At 67.0% G+C, this 19,056-nt stretch carries 16 protein-coding genes; 9 read left to right on the top strand and 7 right to left on the bottom strand.

Annotation, left to right across the window (positions count from 1 at the left end; genetic code table 11):
- Positions 1-3: 3 nt before the first annotated feature.
- Together QOZ81_RS10790 and QOZ81_RS10785 are read right to left on the bottom strand one after the other, a co-directional pair.
- Positions 4-297 (bottom strand): YciI family protein, encoded by a 294-nt coding sequence (locus tag QOZ81_RS10790; RefSeq protein ID WP_291206860.1) that lies wholly within the window; start codon positions 295-297, stop codon positions 4-6.
- Positions 298-506: 209 nt separating this feature from the next.
- The gene (locus QOZ81_RS10785) at positions 507-1,454 is read right to left on the bottom strand and encodes a carbamate kinase (protein ID WP_291206863.1); all 948 of its coding nucleotides are present in this window, start codon (positions 1,452-1,454) and stop codon (positions 507-509) included.
- 142 nt (positions 1,455-1,596) lie between these two features.
- On the opposite strand from QOZ81_RS10785, the gene QOZ81_RS10780 reads away from it, so the two are divergent.
- Together QOZ81_RS10780 and QOZ81_RS10775 are read left to right on the top strand one after the other, a co-directional pair.
- Positions 1,597-2,082 carry an RDD family protein gene (locus QOZ81_RS10780; protein WP_291206866.1) on the top strand — a complete coding sequence of 162 codons (486 nt, stop codon included), beginning with the start codon at positions 1,597-1,599 and terminating at the stop codon, positions 2,080-2,082.
- An 11-nt stretch (positions 2,083-2,093) separates the two neighbouring features.
- Entirely contained in the window at positions 2,094-3,908 is a 1,815-nt protein-coding gene (locus tag QOZ81_RS10775; protein ID WP_291206870.1) for a tetratricopeptide repeat protein, read from the top strand.
- A 31-nt stretch (positions 3,909-3,939) separates the two neighbouring features.
- On the opposite strand, the gene QOZ81_RS10770 is transcribed toward QOZ81_RS10775, so the two are convergent.
- The gene (locus QOZ81_RS10770) at positions 3,940-4,464 is read right to left on the bottom strand and encodes a GNAT family N-acetyltransferase (protein WP_291206873.1); all 525 of its coding nucleotides are present in this window, start codon (positions 4,462-4,464) and stop codon (positions 3,940-3,942) included.
- 58 nt (positions 4,465-4,522) lie between these two features.
- Here QOZ81_RS10770 and QOZ81_RS10765 point away from each other — a divergent pair, with 58 nt between their 5' ends.
- The 7 genes from QOZ81_RS10765 to QOZ81_RS10735 all read left to right on the top strand — a co-directional run bounded on the left by QOZ81_RS10765 (position 4,523) and on the right by QOZ81_RS10735 (position 14,173).
- Complete coding sequence (locus QOZ81_RS10765) at positions 4,523-5,434, top strand: glycine--tRNA ligase subunit alpha (RefSeq protein ID WP_291206876.1); 912 nt, start codon at positions 4,523-4,525, stop codon at positions 5,432-5,434.
- The gene (gene glyS / locus QOZ81_RS10760; RefSeq protein WP_291206879.1) at positions 5,431-7,581 is read left to right on the top strand and encodes a glycine--tRNA ligase subunit beta; all 2,151 of its coding nucleotides are present in this window, start codon (positions 5,431-5,433) and stop codon (positions 7,579-7,581) included. Before QOZ81_RS10765 ends, glyS begins: the two co-directional genes overlap by 4 nt.
- 36 nt (positions 7,582-7,617) lie before the next feature.
- Positions 7,618-9,633 (top strand): DUF1570 domain-containing protein, encoded by a 2,016-nt coding sequence (locus QOZ81_RS10755; protein WP_291206882.1) that lies wholly within the window; start codon positions 7,618-7,620, stop codon positions 9,631-9,633.
- A 129-nt stretch (positions 9,634-9,762) separates the two neighbouring features.
- Positions 9,763-11,292: a glutamine-hydrolyzing GMP synthase gene (guaA, locus tag QOZ81_RS10750; RefSeq protein ID WP_291206885.1), complete on the top strand. Its 1,530-nt coding sequence runs from the start codon at positions 9,763-9,765 to the stop codon at positions 11,290-11,292.
- A gap of 98 nt (positions 11,293-11,390) precedes the next feature.
- Positions 11,391-11,837: a hypothetical protein gene (locus QOZ81_RS10745; protein ID WP_291206888.1), complete on the top strand. Its 447-nt coding sequence runs from the start codon at positions 11,391-11,393 to the stop codon at positions 11,835-11,837.
- Positions 11,838-11,964: 127 nt separating this feature from the next.
- Entirely contained in the window at positions 11,965-13,047 is a 1,083-nt protein-coding gene (locus QOZ81_RS10740; protein ID WP_291206891.1) for an HD-GYP domain-containing protein, read from the top strand.
- Positions 13,048-13,090: 43 nt separating this feature from the next.
- On the top strand, positions 13,091-14,173 hold the full coding sequence (locus QOZ81_RS10735) for an aldo/keto reductase (protein WP_291206894.1): 1,083 nt from the start codon (positions 13,091-13,093) through the stop codon (positions 14,171-14,173).
- A 101-nt stretch (positions 14,174-14,274) separates the two neighbouring features.
- Here the strand turns inward: QOZ81_RS10735 and dsrP are convergent, their stop codons facing one another.
- The 4 genes from dsrP to QOZ81_RS10715 are packed head-to-tail and all read right to left on the bottom strand — an operon-like array spanning position 14,275 to position 18,839.
- Positions 14,275-15,552 carry a sulfate reduction electron transfer complex DsrMKJOP subunit DsrP gene (dsrP, locus tag QOZ81_RS10730; protein WP_291206897.1) on the bottom strand — a complete coding sequence of 426 codons (1,278 nt, stop codon included), beginning with the start codon at positions 15,550-15,552 and terminating at the stop codon, positions 14,275-14,277.
- Positions 15,553-15,556: 4 nt separating this feature from the next.
- Positions 15,557-16,486, bottom strand: coding sequence for a 4Fe-4S dicluster domain-containing protein (locus QOZ81_RS10725; protein ID WP_291206900.1), 930 nt, complete (start codon positions 16,484-16,486; stop codon positions 15,557-15,559).
- Complete coding sequence (locus tag QOZ81_RS10720) at positions 16,483-17,028, bottom strand: cytochrome c3 family protein (protein ID WP_291206903.1); 546 nt, start codon at positions 17,026-17,028, stop codon at positions 16,483-16,485. The genes QOZ81_RS10725 and QOZ81_RS10720 overlap by 4 nt, the downstream gene beginning before the upstream one ends.
- Positions 17,025-18,839 (bottom strand): hypothetical protein, encoded by a 1,815-nt coding sequence (locus QOZ81_RS10715; RefSeq protein WP_291206906.1) that lies wholly within the window; start codon positions 18,837-18,839, stop codon positions 17,025-17,027. Before QOZ81_RS10715 ends, QOZ81_RS10720 begins: the two co-directional genes overlap by 4 nt.
- Positions 18,840-19,056 lie beyond the last annotated feature (217 nt).

The raw sequence follows: 19,056 nt of genomic DNA, 5'->3' as shown, positions 1-19,056 counted from the left end.
TCCTCAGATCCGGTCGAGCCCTTCCTTGCCCTGCATCACCTTCCAGGGCAGCAGTTCGTAGTTGGCCAGTCCGTGCTGGTGGAAGGGATCGCCCGCCATCAGGGCATCCAGGTCGACCAGGGGATTCTCGTCCTGGACCCGCACCAGCCACATGCCGCCGAAGCGTGGTTCCAGCGGCCCGGACGCCACCAGGACGCCCTTCGCCTGCAGGTCGCGGAGGTAGGCCCGGTGGGCTTCCGTGACGGCCTCGATCTCCAGCAGCGGGCGGCGGTAGCGGACGATGATCATGGCGTACATGGGGGCTCCTCCAGTCGGGTCTCGGGTCAGGGTTTCAGGAAAAAACCTAACACCGATGAACACCGAAAAAAAATGATGAACACCGATCAGGACGCCTGATTGGGCCCTGGTCCCCAGATGGGCGACAGCACCGTTTTTATCGGTGTTTATCAGCAGTTATTCGGTGTTCATCGGTGTTCTGCATTTTCTTTCTGAGTACGAAAAACCGGTCAGTCCCGCACGATCCGTGTGCCCACGGTGGCGGGGTCCTCGGTGGCCAGGGCCTCGGCGGTGGTGATGAGCACCTCGTCGCCGCCGCCATCCAGGAAGCCCAGGGCGCTCTCGATCTTGGGGCCCATGCTGCCGGGGGGGAACTGGCCCTCGGCCAGGTGCCTCCGGGCCTCGTCGGCCGTGAGGCGGTCCAGCCAGCGCTGGGTGGGCTTGCCGAAGTCCAGGGCCACCTTGGCCACGCCCGTGAGGATGATGAAGAGGTTGGCGCCCAGCTGGGTCGCCAGCAGGGCGCTGAGCCGATCCTTGTCGATGACGGCCTCCACGCCCACCAGGAAGCCGCTGGCATCGCGGATCACGGGGATGCCGCCGCCACCGCCCGCGATGACCGAGTTTCCCGCCTGCAGCAGGGTCTTGATGGCGTCGAGCTGGACGATCTCGAGAGGGTTGGGCGAGGGCACCACCTTGCGCCAGCCGCGGCCCGAATCCTCCTTCATCTTCCAGCGCTTGGCCCGCATCAGCTCCAGGGCGCGGAACTCGGGATAGAAAGGGCCCACGGGCTTCGTCGGGTCCTGGAAGCCCCGGTCCTCCTTGTCCACCACCACCTCGGTGAGGACCGAGGTCACCGGGGCGTCCACGCCGAGGAAGCGCAGCCGGTTGATGAGCATGCGCTCCAGCATGTAGCCCATGGAGCCCTGGGTCATGGCCCCGCAGACATCCAGGCTGTAGGGCGGCACCTGGCCGGAGGCCGCCTCCTGCTGGATGAGCAGGTTCCCCACCTGGGGTCCGTTGCCATGCACCACGCAGAGCGAGTAGCCCTCGGCCACCACCTTCGCCAGCATCTCGGCCGTCTCCCGGGCATTTTCCAGCTGCTCCTCCTGGAGCCCGCGTTCTTTTTCCTTTAGCAACGCGTTTCCGCCGATGGCGAGGAGTGCGATCTTTCGGGTCATGCCGTACCCCGGGGAAACGAGGATCATACAGGGGCGGCCAGGTGGCGCAAAGGACCGAGGTCACACTGCGCCCGGACAGGCCACAGAATCCTTGTCAGGGCCCCTGACCTTTTGCACCCTGTCAAGGACGGAGCGGACGGCCATGGACCCCAATCAGACCCACGACACCTACGAAGTGGAGGCCGCCACCCGCCTCAGCCGGCTCGGCGCGGCGCTGGTGGATGGCCTGGTGCTCGCCCCTCCGGTCATCGCACTGGCGATCCTGGTGCCCATGGCCCTGATGGGAGGGCGCGTCGCGTCCATGCTGGTCATCCTTGCGCTGTCCCTGCTGTTCCTGCTGGTCCTTCTGATCACCCAGATCGTGCTGCTGGTGAAGCACGGCCAGACCGTCGGCAAGCGGGCCCTGGGCATCCGCATGATCACCAGCGACGGTGAGATCCCCAGCATCTGGCGCGTCTTCTTCCTCCGCTGGCTGCCCTTCGCCGTCGTGGCCACCGTGGTGCAGCTGGTCCTCAAGGTCCAGGGCATCGGCAGCATCATCCACCTGATGGACGTGGTCTTCATCTTCCAGCCCACGCGCCGCTGCCTGCACGACCTCTTCGCCGACACCCACGTGATCAAGGCCTGAGGGCGCCGATCATGGGCAGCCGGGTCGCTCCGCTCACCCTCCTGCTCGCGGTGCCTGGGGTGGCGCAGGAACGGGCCCAGCCGCCCTCGCCAGCAGCGCCGGACGTTCTCGCCGAGGCGCATCGGTACTGGCTCGGGCAGGGAGAGGTCAAGCGAGACCGGATCCGCGCCGCGGAGCTGTACCTGAAGGCAGCGGAGGGAGGCGATCCCGAAGCCATGGCCCACCTGGGGCGGATGCATTTCCGTGGCGAGGGCATCCCGAAGGATGCCGCACAGGCCATGAAGTGGCTCAAGTCCAGCGCGGCGAAGGGCAACGCCCGGGGGCTCTACCACCTGGCGGAGCTGCACCAGAACGGATTCGGCGTTCCCGTGAACCACGCCGAGTACGCCAAGCTGCTGCGCCAGGCCGCGGACCGCGGATCCGCCGATGCCATGGCGGAGCTGGGGCAGTGCCACGAGTACGGCTCGGGCATCGGCTGGGATCCCGCCCAGGCGAAAAGCTGGTACGAGAAGGCCTCGGAGCAACCGAAATCCCGCTTCTACCCCATGACCCTCGCCTGGATGCACCAGAACGGTTCGGGTTTCCCGAAGGATGCCGAGGCGGCCTTCGAATTTGCCAAGCAGGCCACCGGGCAGGGCTATGCGGATGGTCCCCGGCGGATGGGAATGCACTTCCTCAACGGCATCGGCGTGCCGAAGAACCCCCAGGCCGCCCTGGCGTGGTTCACGCACCCTGATGCGCTGGAGGATCCGGCTGCCCTGGTGAGCCTCGCCGACATGCTCAGGACCGGAACTGGCGTTCCAAAGGACACGGATCGTGCGGCGGCCCTGTACCGCAAAGCGGCCAAGTCAGGCACTCCCGTGGCCATGTTCTGGGTCGCCAACTGCCATGAGAACGGCATCGGGGGACCCGTGGACTTCGCCCAGGCGGTCTCCTGGTATGCGAAGGCGGCCGAGCACGAATTCCACTGGGCCCACCCCCGCCTGGCCATGCTCTACCACCGCGGGCAGGGAGTGCCCCAGGATGACAAGCGGGCCGTCCGCTGGCTGAAGCAGGGGGCTGAGCTGGGCTCCGCCTATTCGATCTACCTGCTCGGGTGGTTCACGGAGAGCGGCTGGGCGCTGGAGAAGGATGGGGCCAAGGCCATCGATCTCTATCAGCAGGCCGGAGAGCGTGGTTGGGTTCAGGCCTGGTATGAGCTTGGGCACTGCTACCTGAATGGCGTCATCACCCCCAAGAACCTCTCAAAATCCGTGGAGCACTTTCGGAAGGCTGCTGACCTTGGATCAGTGGGTGCGCAGCATCAGCTGGCCTGGGCGTACCAATTCGGGCTCGGTGTGGCAGAAAACCTGACGGAGGCCGTCCGTTTTTATCAGATGGCCGCTGACCAGGGCAGTGGGGCTTCGATGAACCAGCTCGGCTGGTTCCATCAACACGGCCTGGTGGTGCCGAAGAACCCCGAGGTGGCCCTGGGTTGGTACCTCAAAGGTGGGGACCGAGGCGACAGCCGGGCCTGGTGGAACGCCGGGACGATGTACGCCTCGGGCTCTGGAAACATCCTCCAGGATCTGGGGAAGGCGCGGCATGCCTACGCCCAATCGGCCGACCTGGGTGAAGTTCAGGCCATGCGGGAACTGGGCCGGTATCTCGAAAACGGTCTGGGAGGCGCACGGGATGTTGATCAGGCCCTGGCCTGGTACAAGAAGGCGATGGAAAAGGGCGATGATCCGGCCAAGGCCGCCTACCTGCGGCTGACCATGCCGCCGCCTGTCATCGATGATCTGGACGACCTGCCCACGGCCCATCCCACCGAAGAGATGGACTGATGGCCCCCCCACCCGGCACCTGACAAGCGCTCTACGCCGTCAGCGCCTGCACCAGCAGCCGGTCCCGGTCCACCTGTTCGCCGATGCGGTAGGTGGCGTCGCCCGCATCGATGAAGCCGACCTTGGCGTAGAAGCGGATGGCGCGGGGATTCTGCTCCCAGACCTGCAGCCAGACGCCGTCGTGCCCCGCGGCCCCGGCCCGTGCGAGCACTTCCGCCATCAGCGCCTGGGCTGCGCCGCGGCCATGCAGGGTGCGATCCACGTAGAAGCGGGCCACTTCAAGCGGTCGTTCGAAGGGCACCGCGGCGGTGGCCACCTTGGGCCCGTGGGCCCGCAGCAGGGCGTAGCCCAGGGGTGCGCCGTCGACGTCGACCACCAGGGTCCAGTTGGCGGGATCCACCAGCTCCCCGGTCTGCTGCACCAGCCCGAAGGTCTCCGCCAGGTGCAGCTCCAGGTTCGCCTGTGGAATCAGCCCCGTGTAGGTCTCGCGCCACAGGCGCTCTCCCAGGAGCGCTAGCGCCTGGGCTTCGGTCGGAAGGGCTGTGCGGATCACCATCCCACGAGCTTATCAAAGTGGTGAAAACCCGCTACAATGCTCGTTTTGGCGAGCCCCCATGCACATCCAGGAACTCATCCTCCGCCTGCAGCGGTTCTGGGCCGACCGGGGCTGCCTCATCGGCCAGCCCTACGACCTGGAGAAGGGTGCGGGCACCATGAACCCGCTCACCTTCTTCGGCGCGCTGGGTGCGAAGCCCTGGAACGTGGCATACGTGGAGCCCAGCCGCCGCCCCGCGGATGGCCGCTACGGGGAGAACCCCTTCCGCGTCTACAAGCACCTCCAGTTCCAGGTGATCCTCAAGCCCAGTCCCGCCAAGGTGCAGGACATGTACATCGAGAGCCTGGAGGCCCTCGGCATCGACTTCTCCAAGCACGACCTGCGCTTCGAGGAGGACAACTGGGAGTCGCCGTCGCTGGGCGCCTGGGGCGTGGGCTGGCAGGTGGTGCTGGACGGCATGGAGATCAGCCAGTTCACCTACTTCCAGCAGGTGGGCGGCCTGGACTGCCGGCCCGTGAGCGCCGAGCTGACCTACGGCATCGAGCGCATCTGCATGTTCCTGGGCGGCTACGACAACATCTTCGACCTGGTGCACGGCGAGGTGAAGACCGATGACGGCGTCTTCCCGGTCACCTACGGCCAGATGCGTCAGCGCGAGGAGTTCGAGCTGAGCGCCTACAGCTTCGAGCACGCGGACCTGGACCTCCACCGCGCCCTGTTCGAGTCCTTCGAGAAGGAGGGCTGGCGTCTGCTCAAGGACCACGGCCACTTCCTCAGCGCCTACGAGCAGGCCCTCAAGATGAGCCACACCTTCAACGTGCTCGACGCCCGCGGCGCCGTGAGCACCACCGAGCGCCCCGGCATCATCAAGCGCGTGCGCGACCTGGCCAGCGCCTGCGCCAAGGCCTACCTGGAGCACGAGGAGGGCGCCCCCGCACCTGCGGAAGCCGTGAAGGGAGGTGCGAAGTGAGCGCCACCCGCACCTTCCTGCTGGAGCTGCACTGCGAGGAGATCCCGGCGCGGTTCCTGGAGCCGTTGAGCGAAGAACTCGCAAGCAAACTCAACTTGTTCGTTGCTCAAACCATCGGTTCTTCGATCCAACGTCGGGAACCGAATGGCCCTACCTGGCCTCCGACCGTGTTTACCCCCTTCCCAGAAGGGGTGAATCCCTCCGCGCTGTTCAGCTATTGCTACTCCCCGAGGAAATTGGCTTGGTTGATCGAGTTCCTCCCAATCGAGCAGCCCGATCAGACCGAAACCCAGGTGGGCCCGCCTCAGCGCATGTGCGTGGACGAAACAGGCAAGCCCACCATCCAGGGGGAGAAGTTCGCCGAGAAATGGGGCGTGCCGTTTTCGGACGTGCGTTTCGAACAGCCTGCCGGCAAGAAGGAACCCTGTGCGGTGGTGACGCTCACGAAGCAGGGGCGGCCCACCGCCGAGCTGCTGGCGGAGGCCCTGCCTGGGCTCATCGCCAGCCTGCACGTGCCCAAGGCCATGCGCTGGGGCAAGTCGGACTTCGAGTTCGTCCGCCCCATCCGCAACATCCTCTGCCTCTTCGGTGAGGAGGTCGTTCCCATCACCGTGGATGGCGTCACCGCCACGAACACGACCTGGGGTCATCGCCTCTACCACCGCCAGCACCCGGCGCCGGTGACAATCGCTAGGCCGGAGGCCTACGAAGCCGCCCTCGAAGCTGCGGGCGTGGTGGTCAGCGTGGACGTCCGCCGCGCCCGCATCGCCCAGCAGCTGGACGCCCTGGCCGCCGAGGCCGGGGGTCGCGTGGTGGCCGACGCCGAGCTGCTGGACACCCTGGCCGAGATCGTGGAGTTCCCCAAGATCGTGCGCGGTGACTTCCCCGCGAACTTCCTCGAACTGCCCAAGGAGGTGCTGGTCACGAGCCTCCGCGAGCACCAGAAGAGCTTCTGCATCGAGAAGGCGGATGGCGAACTGCTGCCCTGCTTCCTCACCGCCGCCAACCGCACCGACGATCCTGCGGGCTATGTGAAGGCCGGCAACGAGTGGGTGCTGAAGGCGCGGCTCTACGACGCGCGGTTCTTCTTCGCCGAGGACCGCAAACACCCCCTGTCCGACCGGCTGGAGAAGCTGCAGGCCCTCACCTTCCAGCGCGACCTGGGCAGCTACCACGCCAAGACCGGCCGCGTCGTGGCCCTGGTCAAGGCCATCGCCTCGCGTCTCTCCAACGACGAGGAACACATCAACCGCGCCCTGGAGGCCGCCCGCATGGCCAAGTGCGACCTGCGGACGCTCATGGTCGGGGAGTTCCCCGAGCTGCAGGGCATCATGGGCGGCGAATACCTCAAGCACGAGGGCGCCCACGAGGACGTCTGGAAGGCCGTGAAGGAGCACTACCGGCCCATCGGCGCCGACGATGCCATCCCCGGCACGCCCATGGGTTGTCTGCTCTCCCTGTGCGACAAGCTCGACACCGTCGTGGGCTGCTTCGCCGTGGGCCTCATCCCCAGCGGCTCGAAGGATCCCCTCGCCCTGCGCCGCGCGGGCCAGGGCATCGTGCGTATCTTGTGGGAGCAGGGCTGGGCGCTGACGCCCACCGACCTCATCCAGGCTTCGCTAAACACCGTGGGCCCCAAGGCCACCAAACCCGTTGCCGAGACCACGGAAGCCCTGCTGGCCTTCTTCAAGGACCGCGTGGCCTACCAGCTGGAGCTGGCCGGCTATGCCGGCTCCGTGCGCCGTTCAGCCCTGGCTGCGGGCTGGGAGGATCTGGCGGATCTGAAGGCCCGCTGCGAAGCGCTCTCGGCCTTCGCCGAGGATGCCCGCTTCGCCTCCCTGGCGCAGAGCGCCAAACGCATCGGCAACATCCTGAAAGACGAGGAACCTGCCGAGAGCCTCGAGGGCGGCCTGCTGGCGCAGGCCGAGGAAAAGGTGCTGGCGGAACGACTGGTCTGGCTGGAAGGCACAGCGGATCGGAAGGCACTGCTGGCCGAATTGGCCGAATTGGCCGAACCCCTGGAAGCCTTCTTCAGCGCCGTCATGGTGAAGTGCGAGGATCCGGCCCTCCGCGCCGCCCGCCTCAGCCTCCTCCACCGGCTGAGGCTGTCCTTCCTGCGCGTGGCGGACTTCAGCCTCTGGCAGTAGGTCCCAGATTCCAGCCACCCCGGCTCGGAGATCTCCATGTTCGCGATCCGACCCATCCACCTGGGGCTGGCGCTTGCGGCCCTCCTCCAAGGAACCGTCCTTCAAGCAGGGCGGAAGGAATCCTGGGTGGAGGTGAAGTCCCCCCATTTCGTGGCCTACAGCGATGCGGGCGAGGCGGAAGCCAAGAAGGCGCTGACGGGCTTCGAGGGGATCCGCAGCGTCTTCGGCACGATCTTCCCGGAGGTGCGGGTGGACCCGCCCAAGCCGATGGTCATCTTCGTGGTCGAGGATGAGGCCTCCATGAAGCGGCTGCTTCCCAAGCCCTTCGAGGGCAAGGATCCCAAACGGCCTGCGGGCATGTTCTACCAGAGGGAGGACCGCAATTACGCGATCCTCCGGCTCGATGTCAGCCATCAGTCGGACCAGCCCTATTTCGTCCTGTTCCACGAGTACACCCACAGCATCGTCCACCAGAACTTCCCCGCGCTGCCCACCTGGCTGGATGAAGGCCTGGCGGATTTCTACGGGGCCACGGAAATCCGGTCCGAGCATGTCTACCTCGGCCGGATCCCCGTGGGCCGGCTGGCCCAGCTCCGCAACCAGGCCCGGCTCCCCCTCGAGACGCTCTTCACGGTCACCCACGACTCCCCCCACTACCAGGAAGGGGAGAAGTCGGGCCTCTTCTATGCGCAGAGCTGGGCTTTCGTGCACTACCTGTTCATGGATGACCAGGCGCTGAAGGCCGGGTTGTTCCGGAACTACCTCAAGGCCGCGTCGGGAGGCGCAGATCCCCTGGCTGCGGCCCGTGCCGGGTTCGGGGACCTGGGCCAGCTGCAGGGAGCCCTCACCAGCTACTCTCAGCGGTCCCGGTTCGGGTTCTGGGACTTCCCGCTCACCGTGAAATTGACGGACCGGGACTTCCAGGTCCGTGTGCTCGACGAGGCGGGCTCCTGGGTGGCCCGGGCGGAATTCCTCATGGACACGGGCGAGGAGCTGCTCGCCCGTCCGCTGCTCGATCAGGCCGTGGCCGCGGCGGCCCAGCGACCCGAGGTCCAGGTGGCCCTGGGGCGGGCCATGGTCCTCCGGGGGGAGACTGGAAAGGCTGAGGCCGCCTATCGGGAGGCCCTGCGGCTCGGCACCCAGGATTTCCGCGCCCCCTTCCGCCTGGCCCAGCTCGCGCGGGAGCGCGACAGCCGCGATTCGGCGGAGATCATCGCCTGGCTTGAGATGGCGCAGCGCCTCCGCCCGGACTTTCCGGGCACACACATGGCGCTCTGCCAGCAGTATTCCTGGAGCCCCAGGGACCCGGACAAAGCGCTCCAGGCAGGCAGGAAGGCCGTGGAACTGGAGCCGCAGAACCTGTCCAGCCTGTTCAACCTGGGGGTTGCCTGCATGAACCTCGGACTCGAGAAGGAGGCCGAGGAGGTGGGCCATCAACTGGCGGGCTTCGCCATGACCCAGGTCGAAAGGCGCATGGCTGCGACCTATGCCGCATCGCTGGACCGGTTCCGGGCCCAGCGGAACGCCCGCAGCAACGAGCCCCTGGTCCCCGGCCTGGTGGATGCCAAGGAGCTCCCCGTGCGTCCGGTACCCCTCGAGCCCCTGAAGTTCAGCCTGCCCTCCCACCTGGCGTCCCTGGGGCGTGAGGTGACGGACCTGGTGGGTGAAGGCAGGACCGATGAGGCCATGCGGAAGGTGGAAAAGGCCCTCGCGGGGACGAAGCAGGCCTACGACCGTCGTGTCCTTGGATCTCTGCTGGAAACCCTGCGGAAGCGCGCCGCGATGGCGAAGGCGCCCGCCGGCCCCCTGTCGCCACCCGGGGCCGGCCCCTCCATCCCGCCGGCCCAGCCGGGCGTCAAGCCCCTGAAATTCTGGCTGCCGGACTCCCTGGCCGACCTGAGCCGGGAGGTGCAGGCCGCGGTGATGCAGGGACGGCTGGACGAGGCGATCCAGATGGTCCAGGCGGCCATCCCCAAGGCCAAGGGCCCCTACGAAAAACCTTCCCTCAAGGCCCTGCTGGATCACCTCAAGGGCAGGAAGGCCGGGTATTGACCTCTCCCACTCCGAGGGGCTTGACGGGCGACGGATGGCCGTGACCCTGGGGAAACGGCGAATCGGGCACACTGGAGGTGGCTCCTGGACCGCCTTCTGGCCGTTCTGGACGATTCTGCAGAGGCCTCCATGCACCACGAACGCATCGCGATCATCGACTACGGCAGCCAGTACACGCGGCTCATCACCCGGCGGCTGCGGGAGCTCGGCGCCTTCGGCCTGGTCTACAACAGCGGGACCACGGCGCAGGAGATCGCGGGGGCGGACCTGAAGGGCGTGATCCTGTCCGGTGGGCCGAACTCGGTGCTCGAGTCCGGGGCGCCGGACCTGGATCCGGCCATCCTGGAGCTGGGCGTGCCCATCCTCGGCATCTGCTACGGCCAGCAGCTCCTGGCCCGCAACCTGGGCGGCCAGCTGCACCGCTCCGCCAGCCGGGAGTACGGCAAGGCGGACATCCAGGCCATGCCGGAGCACTCCATGCTGTTCGAAGGCCTGCCCCACGCCCAGCAGGTGTGGATGAGCCACGGCGACCACGTGGAGGTGGCCCCCGCGGGCTTCACCGTCACCGCCAAGACCCCCAGCGTGCCCGTGGCGGCCATGGAGGATCCCAAGCGGGGGATCTACTGCCTCCAGTTCCATCCCGAGGTCACCCACAGCGCCCAGGGCACCCCCCTGCTGCTGAACTTCCTCAAGTGCTGCGGCATGGCGCTGGACTGGAACGCGGGCAACTTCATCGACGAAAAGATCAGGGCCATCCGCGCCCAGGTGGGTTCGGGCACGGTGGTGCTGGGCCTCAGCGGCGGCGTAGACTCCAGCGTGGCGGCCCTGCTGCTGCACAAGGCCATCGGCAAGCAGCTGACCTGCGTGTTCGTGGACCACGGCCTCATGCGCAAGGACGAGATGAAGCAGGTGCAGGCCTACTTCGCGCCCTTTGAGCTGAACGTCATCTGGGTGGACGCCTCGGACGAGTTCCTGGGCGCGCTGGCGGGCGTGACCGATCCCGAGCAGAAGCGGAAGATCATCGGCGGCAAGTTCATCGAGGTCTTCGAGCGCGAAGCCGGCAAGGTCAAGGCCGACTTCCTGGGCCAGGGCACCACCTATCCCGACGTGATCGAATCCAGCGGCATCGGCGGCGCCATCCTGGTGAAGTCCCACCACAACGTGGGCGGGCTGCCGGAGCGCATGAGGATGCAGCTAGTGGAGCCCCTGCGCGAGCTCTTCAAGGACGAGGTGCGGGCCACGGGCCTGGCCCTGGGCCTGCCCGAGGAGATGAACCAGCGGCACCCCTTCCCCGGCCCGGGCCTCGCCGTGCGCCTGCCCGGCGCCATCACCCGCGAGCGGGCCACCATCCTGCAGAACGCCGACGCCATCTTCCTGCAGGAACTGCGGGAGAGCGGCTGGTACGCCAAGACCAGCCAGGCCTTCGCCGTGCTGCTGCCGGTGCAGACCGTGGGCATCATGGGCGACGAGCGCACCTTCGAGTGGATGTGCGCCCTCCGGGCGGTGACCAGCGAGGACTTCATGACCGCCGACTGGGCGCGCCTTCCCCACGAGCTGCTGGACCGCATCGCCCAGCGCATCGTCCGCGAAGTGCGCGGCATCAACCGCGTCGTCTTCGACATCACCAGCAAGCCGCCCGCGACCATTGAGTACGAATAGTCAGCCACAGATGAACACGGATAAACACGGATGTTCCGCGTCCGGTTTTTATCCATCTGTGTTCATCCGTGTTAATCCGCGGCAAAAATTGAGGCCCTATGGCAAAGCGCAGTGAGCCCGTCCGCAAGTCGGTGAAGGACGTCCTGGAGGACCTGCTGGCGGGGCACCGCGAGGCGGCCTTCAGCGGTCCCGAGTCGGCCCTGAAGTACCTGCGCCGCACCTTCGAAAGCCAGGCCAGCCTGCCGAATGCCGTGAAGGCGGTGGCCTACGACCTGAGTGCCGACGCCCAGGGACAGTGCGGCCAGTGGGAAGCCTGCGCGGAATTGGTGGCGCAGGTGCTCTCCTACCTTCCGGACCTGGAGGCGGCCTTTCCGCACGAGTACCGGCGCATGCTGGAAGGACTGGCCTGTTTCGAACGGGGCATCCAGGCCCACAGTGAGCTGGGCGACTTCCACGCGGCCCTGGAGCTTTGCGAGCGGGCCATCGCCCTGGGGCTGGGCGCGCACTATTCGGCCAAGCGCGACTCACTCGAATGGGCCCGGTGATCCTTGGAAAAGCAGAACCGGCAAAGACTCCCCGCAACTCGGCCATCCAGGTTTTTTCTGCCTGTGCGATGATTTCGAAGTACAGCCAGCCTCCATGGACACCGTTGAGAACGCACACGGGGAAGCCATGACCGACAACATCCAGGTGGTTCCGCAGCAGGTGAGCGTCCTCATCGTGGATGACCTCGCCATCGTGCGGCTCTCCCTGCGGCACATCCTGACGAAGTCGGGCTACCGCTGCCGCGAGGCGGAGGACGTGGCCGCTGCGCTGGCCGTGCTGGACGAGGACACCATCGACCTGATCCTCTGCGACATCCAGATGCCCGGAGCCTCGGGACTGGACCTGGTGAAGGCCATCAAGCACCGCATCCCCGATACCTCCGTGGTCATGGTCAGCTCCCTGGAGGAGGCCGAGACGGCCATCGAGTGCCTCCAGCGGGGCGCCTTCGGCTACGTCCTGAAGCCCTATCAGCCCCGGGAGATCCTGGTGCAGGTCAATTCCGCCCTGCGCCGGCGCATGCTGGAGATCGCCTTCCGGGACCGGGAGGCGCAACTGGCCCAGAAGGTGCGCGAGCAGACGCTGGAGATCCGCGACTCCCGGGAGGAGATCGCCCTCCGGCTCATCGCGGCCAGCGAGCACCGGGACAACGAGACCGGCATGCACGTGCGGCGGATCGGACTCTACGCCGCGGAGCTGGCCCGCCTCCTGGGCTGGGACCTGCAGGGCGTGGACACGATCCGGGCGGCCGCCCCCATGCATGACATCGGCAAGATCGGCGTGCCGGACGCGATCCTGCAGAAGCCCAGCGCGCTCACGGAAGAGGAGTGGGTGACCATGAAGCGGCATACCACCATGGGCGCCACCATCCTCAAGGGGTCCGCGGTGCCCTTCATCCAGATGGGGGCCCGCATCGCCATCGGCCACCATGAGAAGTGGGACGGCACCGGCTATCCGAAGGGACTGCGCGGCGAGGCCATCACCCTGGAGGCCCGCATCACCGCCCTGGTGGATGTCTACGACGCCGTGAGCAACCGCCGCCACTACAAGGAGCCCTGGCCCGAGGAGCAGGTGGTGGAACTGATCCTCAAAGGCAGCGGCGTCCACTTCGACCCGCGCCTGGTGGAGCTGTTCCTGGCGAACCTGGAGCGCTTCCGGGCCATTCTGAACGCGAATCCGGACGAGGCCCACGACGAGGATCCCGGAATCTGATGTTGTTGTAGGCTGGTGGCCCGCCCACTCCCTGGAGGCCGCCATGAAGCTCACCGACTACCGCACCCTGGGCCGCTCGGGACTGCGCGTCAGCCCCCTCTGCCTGGGCACCATGACCTTCGGCAGCGACTGGGGCTGGGGTGCCGACGTGGCCGAGAGCCGCGCCATGCTGGATGCCTACCTGGGCGCCGGGGGCAACTTCCTCGACACGGCCAACATCTACACCAAGGGCCACAGCGAGGCCATCCTGGGCGACTACTTCGCCGAGCGCGGGGGGCGCGACCGGGCGGTGCTGGCCACCAAGTTCTGCGGCAGCCTGCACCGGGGCGATCCCAATGCCGGCGGGGCCGGCCGCAAGGCCATCCAGCAGCAGCTGGAGCAGAGCCTGCGGCGCCTCCGCACCGACTGCGTGGACCTCTACTGGCTGCACTTCGACGATCCCCACACGCCCATCGAGGAGACCATGCGCGCCCTGGACGACCTGGTGCGGGCGGGGAAGGTGCGCCACCTGGGCGTGTCGGACACGCCCGCCTGGAGGGTGGTCCAGGGCCAGCTGGAGGCCCAGTTCCGCGGCTGGTCACCCTTCGTGGCCCTGCAGATCGAGTACTCCCTCATCGAGCGCACGGTGGAACACGACCTCATGCCCATGGCCCGGTCCCACGGCCTGGGGGTCACGCCCTGGTCGCCCCTGAAGGGGGGTCTGCTGACGGGCAAGTACGGGCGGAACAAACAGCCCCAGGGCGAGGGCCGCCACGTGCCCGGCGTCTCTAAGAGCCTCACCGACCGCAACTACGCCATCATCGAGGCCGCCGAGGCCGTGGCCACGGAGCTGGGCACCGGCGTGGCCCAGGTGGCCTTGGCCTGGGTGCTGGCGCGGCCCGGCGTGGCCAGTCCCATCCTGGGCGCCCGCACCCTGGCACAGCTGGACGGCAACCTGGCCTCTCTGGACCTGACGCTGCCGGAGGCGATGATCGCCCGCCTGGACGCGGCCAGCGCGCCGACGCCCATCTTCCCCCATGGCTTCCTGGCCAATACGAAGCATGTGATGCAGAGCGGCGCGACCATCAACGGCGTGGCCTCCGATCCCTGGTCCCTGGCTCCGACGACCGATCAGGAACGGTGGTGAGGGCGTCGTAGAAAAAGGATCACCGCCTAGACGCCAAGAGCTGAAAAAGCCCCTTGCTTGCTTTTCTTGACGTCTAGGCGGTGAGAAGTTTTCTTGAGCTGCTACGCCTCGATGGGATCGGCCTGGGGTGGCGCATCGGCGGGCTTGCGGCCTTTGGTGATGGTGAATTCGCCGAGCATCATGGGCACGGCGGCCTTGAGCATGATGGTGAACACCAGGGCGCCCAGGGAGAAGATGCCGGCGGCGACCGCGATCTCCGTGAAGGAGGGCCGGTAGACGAAGATCTCACCCAGGGCGTCCGGTGTGAGGCCGGGGATGATGAGGCCCATGCCCTTCTCGATGTAGACGCTGGCGTAGATGAGGACGCAGCCGACGTTCAGCGTGATCCAGTTGGTTCGCGTCCTCGGGATGAGGAAGAGCAGGAAGGCGATGAACCCCGTGATGATGGAGGCCCAGGCGAAGGGCACCAGGGTGTTGTAGTGGACGCCGTTCTTCTCGATGCCGAAGAGCAGATACTGGAAATAGACCATGTGCTCGGTGCCGGAGTAGATCTCCTTGAAGGACTCCGCCGCCGTGAGGAAGAGGTTGAAGCCCATGGTGTAGGCCATCAGCTCGGCGATCTTGAAGATGGCCTCGTCGGTGATCTTCAGTCGGGTGGTCCGGCGCAGCACCTGCAGGAGGATGAGCAGCACCGCGGGGCCCGAGCAGAAGGCCGAGGCCAGGAAGCGCGGGGCCAGGATGGCGGAGTTCCAGTAGGGCCGCGAGGCCAGGCCGTTGTAGAGGTAGGCGGTGACGGTGTGGATGCTGACGGCCATGGGGATGGAGAGGAGCACCAGCGGCAGCACGATCTTCTTGTTGTAGTGCTTCTCCAGGTAGGAGCTGAAGAGCAGGTAGGTCACCACGAACCAGTTCAGGAGCAGGTAGAGGTTCAGGACGATGACGTCCCAGGCCAGCATGGAGTGGGGCCAGTTGAGGTGACCCACCAGGGGCATGATGTGCCAGAACCGGTCGGGGCGGCCGATGTCCACCATGACGAAGCCGAGGCACATGATGAGCGCCGTGACCGCGAGCATCTCGCCCAGGATGGTGATCTCCTTGATCGGGCCCCAGTCGTAGATGTAGGCCGGGATCACGAGCATGATCGAGGCCGCGGCCACGCCCACCAGGAAGGTGAAGTTGCCGATGTAGAAGCCCCACGAGACCTGGTCCCGCATGTTCGTCACGATCAGGCCGTGGTGTAGCTGGTTTGCGTAGGCGATGCCGCCCATGGCGATCAGCACGAGCAGGAATCCCACCCAGTAGTAGTAGTAGCGGCTCCCCGTGGCCATCAGGCCCACGGTATCGACGATGAATTGCTTGAAATTCCGCAGATTGACCATGGCCTCACACCCCGTAGAAGTAGAAGAAGGTGGGTTGGGTGTTCAGGTCTTCCTTGAACTTGAAGACGCGCTTGGTTTCCAGCACCTGGCGGATCTCGCTCTTGGCATCCAGGAGGTTGCCGAACTTGCGGGAGCCGGTGGGGCAGATCTCCACGCAGGCGGGGTACAGACCCTTGCGGGTGCGCTGGATGCAGAAGGTGCACTTCTCCACCACGCCCTTGGGCCGGGGGCGGTTGCCCAGGTAGTGGGTGTCGGGGTTCACGTCCGCATCCTTGAGGTGCGGCTCACCCCAGTTGAAGTGGCGGGCGCCGTAGGGGCAGGCGGCCATGCAGTAGCGACAGCCGATGCACCAGTTGTAGTCCACCACCACGATGCCGTCCTTCTCCTTCCAGGTGGCGCCCACGGGGCAGACCTTCACGCAGGGCGGCTTCTTGCACTGCTGGCACTGGACCGGCATGTAGAAGTGCCCTTCCTGGGGCACTTCATTCGGATTGTAGTACTGCTCGGCGTGCTGGAGGTTGACGCCCTCCTCCTTGTCCATCTGCAGGACCCGGATCCACTGGATCTCAGGCTCCCGCGACTGGTTGTTCTCCTTCACGCAGGCATGGACGCAGCGCCGGCAGCCGATGCAGCGGCTGAGATCGAGCGCGTAGCCGAAGATCACGCCGGGCATGGCCGCTTCCGTCCCCACCTTCACGGTCTTGTGGTACTTCTCCTTGTACTCGGCCTCGAGGCGGGCGATGATGGTCTGGACCTCATCCTTGGAAAGCTCCTTGAAGTGGTGCTGGAGGAACTCCTCCTTGCTGAGCTTGCCGCAGCCGGTGAGGGCCAGGGCCACCGTGGCCACCGCAGTGCCGAGGAATTCCCGGCGGCTGCCGCAGCTGCTGGACTCGTCACACGCCGCTGGAGTCTGCATGGGCAGTTGGTCCGTCATTTGGCACCCCCTTTCGTCAGCTTGATGTCTTCAGGCCGCGTGGGCGGCGGCATGGGTTTCAAGGCCGCGAAGCGGGGGGAGTGGGGATTGTGGCAGTTGACGCAGAGCAGGTACTGCTTCTGGCCGTTCCAGCTGCCGGTGCGCTTGCCGTGGATGCCCACGCGCCAGTCCCGGAACTTGTCGCCGTGGCACTGGCCGCAGAGCTTGTAGGAGGCCGTGAACTCCACCTTCTCGCCGCTGGCCAGGTGCAGGTTGTCGCGGCTGTTGGCATCGTGGCAGTCCAGGCACCAGCGGGACTCGGTGCCATGCTTGAGCTCGATCTCGCTGTGCATGGCCAGCTCGCGGCGCTTGGTGTCCACCTTCAGCTGCTTGCCGTCGTGGCATCCCGTGCAGGGGAAGATGCCGTCGGTGAAGGGCGGCTTCGGCACCTCGATGCCCTCCTGGGTGGCGGGTTCCGCCTTCTTGGGCGGCTCTTTGGCGCTGGCGGGGAGGGCCAGCAGGAGCAGGGCCAGGCCTGCGGATCGGGTCAGGCATGTCGTCATGAATCCACCTCCGGGATCGACGTGTTCGGATCATCGCCTCCGCCCTTGGGGGCGGGGGCCTTCAGCAGTCGGGGCGCGAGCATGAGGGTGGCGCCGAAGCACATGAACCCGAGGAACAGGGTCAGGGGCCGGCCCACGGCCAGGTCTTCGAACAGGAATTTCAGGGCCGTGACGATGAGCACGGGATAGACCAGCCAGCGCAGCTCGAGGATGGGCATCCGGCGGCCGAACCAGGCCATGGCGATGGCGAGCAGCGACAGGACCCCGGTGCGCAGCGCCGCGAGCAGGTCGGCCTGCGGGGCTCCGGACGAGAGTGCGGCGCTGAAGGTCCGGACCGCCAGCGCGCCCGCGCCGATGGCGGCGACCGCGCCCAGGCCCAGGATCAGGGGGCGCACGCGCCGGGTGATGGCGTCCGAGGGGCGGTGCAGCAGGAACCAGGCGACCGCGCCCGCCAGGAGGCCCAGGCAGAGGAGGCCGGGCAGGGACATGGGGGCACCGGCCCCCCCGGGGGCGAGGAAGGCACGGAAGGACCAGCCGAGCAGGCCGCAGGCCACCGCGCCGGCCAGGAGGAAGATGCCGCTCTGGACGAACAGCACGGCCCGCCGCAGGTGGAGGCCGGCCACCATCGCTCCCAGGCCGAGGGCCGCCGCCAGGAGCCCGAAGATGGGCTGCGGGAGCAGGATCGAACCGCCCAGCAGCACCAGAATGAGCGCCAGGAAGGTGAAGAAATTGAAATTCGCCCGGGTCTCCTCGTGGTCCTCCGCGAAGCGCAGGGCCGTCGCGTAGCAGCCGAGGCCCGCCACCGAGGCGCCGGCCCCCAGGACCCCGGTCCCCGAGCCCGTGGCGAGGGCGACGCGGAAGGCGCCGCCGAAGCCCACGAGCAGGGCCAGGATGGTCTGGATCTTCTCGAAGGCATTCACCACCCGCCGCTGCTGGAGCATCCGTACGGCGAAGCTGCCGAGGTAGAGCACGACGAGGGCCAGGGCGAGGACCATGGCGCGGGCGGGGGAGAGGCCCCGGTAGATCTCCGGCGCGCCCCCGGGCCAGGCGGCCAGCGAGGTGAGGATCAGCACGCCGAGGTTGGCGGCCAGGGCCGTGGGCCAGCGCAGGCCGTGCCAGCGGCGGCCGTAGGTGGCCCAGAGGGAGCCGAGGCCGAGGACGAGGAACACCATCAGGAAGGGTTCGATGGCACGGCGGCTCGTCATCACCGCGAAGCCGGAGCCCAGGGAAGTGAGGATGGCCAGCCAGATGATGGGCTGCAGGTCCCGCCGCCAGGCCACGGCGCTGTGCAGGCCGGTCACGACGAGGAGCAGGAAGGCCGCCAGGCCCGGCTCGAGGATGCCGAAGCGGGCCGTGGACTCCACGAGCAGCGGGTAGGCGATGAGGATGGAGGCCAGGGCATGGAAGGCGGAATCGAGCGGATGCTTTGCGCGGTCCGCCAGGATGGCCCAGGTGATGGCGAAGGCGAGGCCCAGCGCCACGCCCCAGCCGCGGTGGATGGTGCCCGCATCCACCAGGGCCCGGATGAAGGTGGCCCCACCCAGGATGAGACAGGTCCTGCCGATGAGACCCATGAGCCGGATGGGATTGGGAAGGTCCGCGGTGGCGGGCGCCGGGGCGGCGGTCCTGGGGCTGCCATCCGTGGCCACCACCACGGAAACGGCCCGCTCCGGCGTCCGGCCCTCCAGGGCGGCCACCCTGGCCTCCAGGCGGCTGATGGTCTCAGCCAGGCCGGCCAGGCGGGACTCCAGGGCGCCGGACGGGCTATCGGCCGCGTGGCGCTCGGGAGGGAAGACCTCGGCCGTGGACATGGAGGGAACCTCTGGGTGAGGTGGGGAAGCTTGGATTTAGGAATGTGTTGTCCTCATGCCACGCCCCGGCAAGGGGGGCGTCAAGCGAAATATGGGCATTCCAAATGACTCATAACAAAAACAATGAAAACTGTTAGGACATAAATGACTTCGGCATCCTAGAGCTGCGCTGGAGATTCTATGAGAAAACCGGCGGAGGCTCATGCCAGGCGGGTTC

Origin of the sequence: Geothrix sp. (genome assembly GCF_030219325.1) — a bacterium.
Taxonomy (GTDB): Bacteria; Acidobacteriota; Holophagae; order Holophagales; family Holophagaceae; genus Geothrix.
Note: the sequence above shows the minus strand (reverse complement) of the source record. Positions and strands in the feature narration are given on the sequence as shown.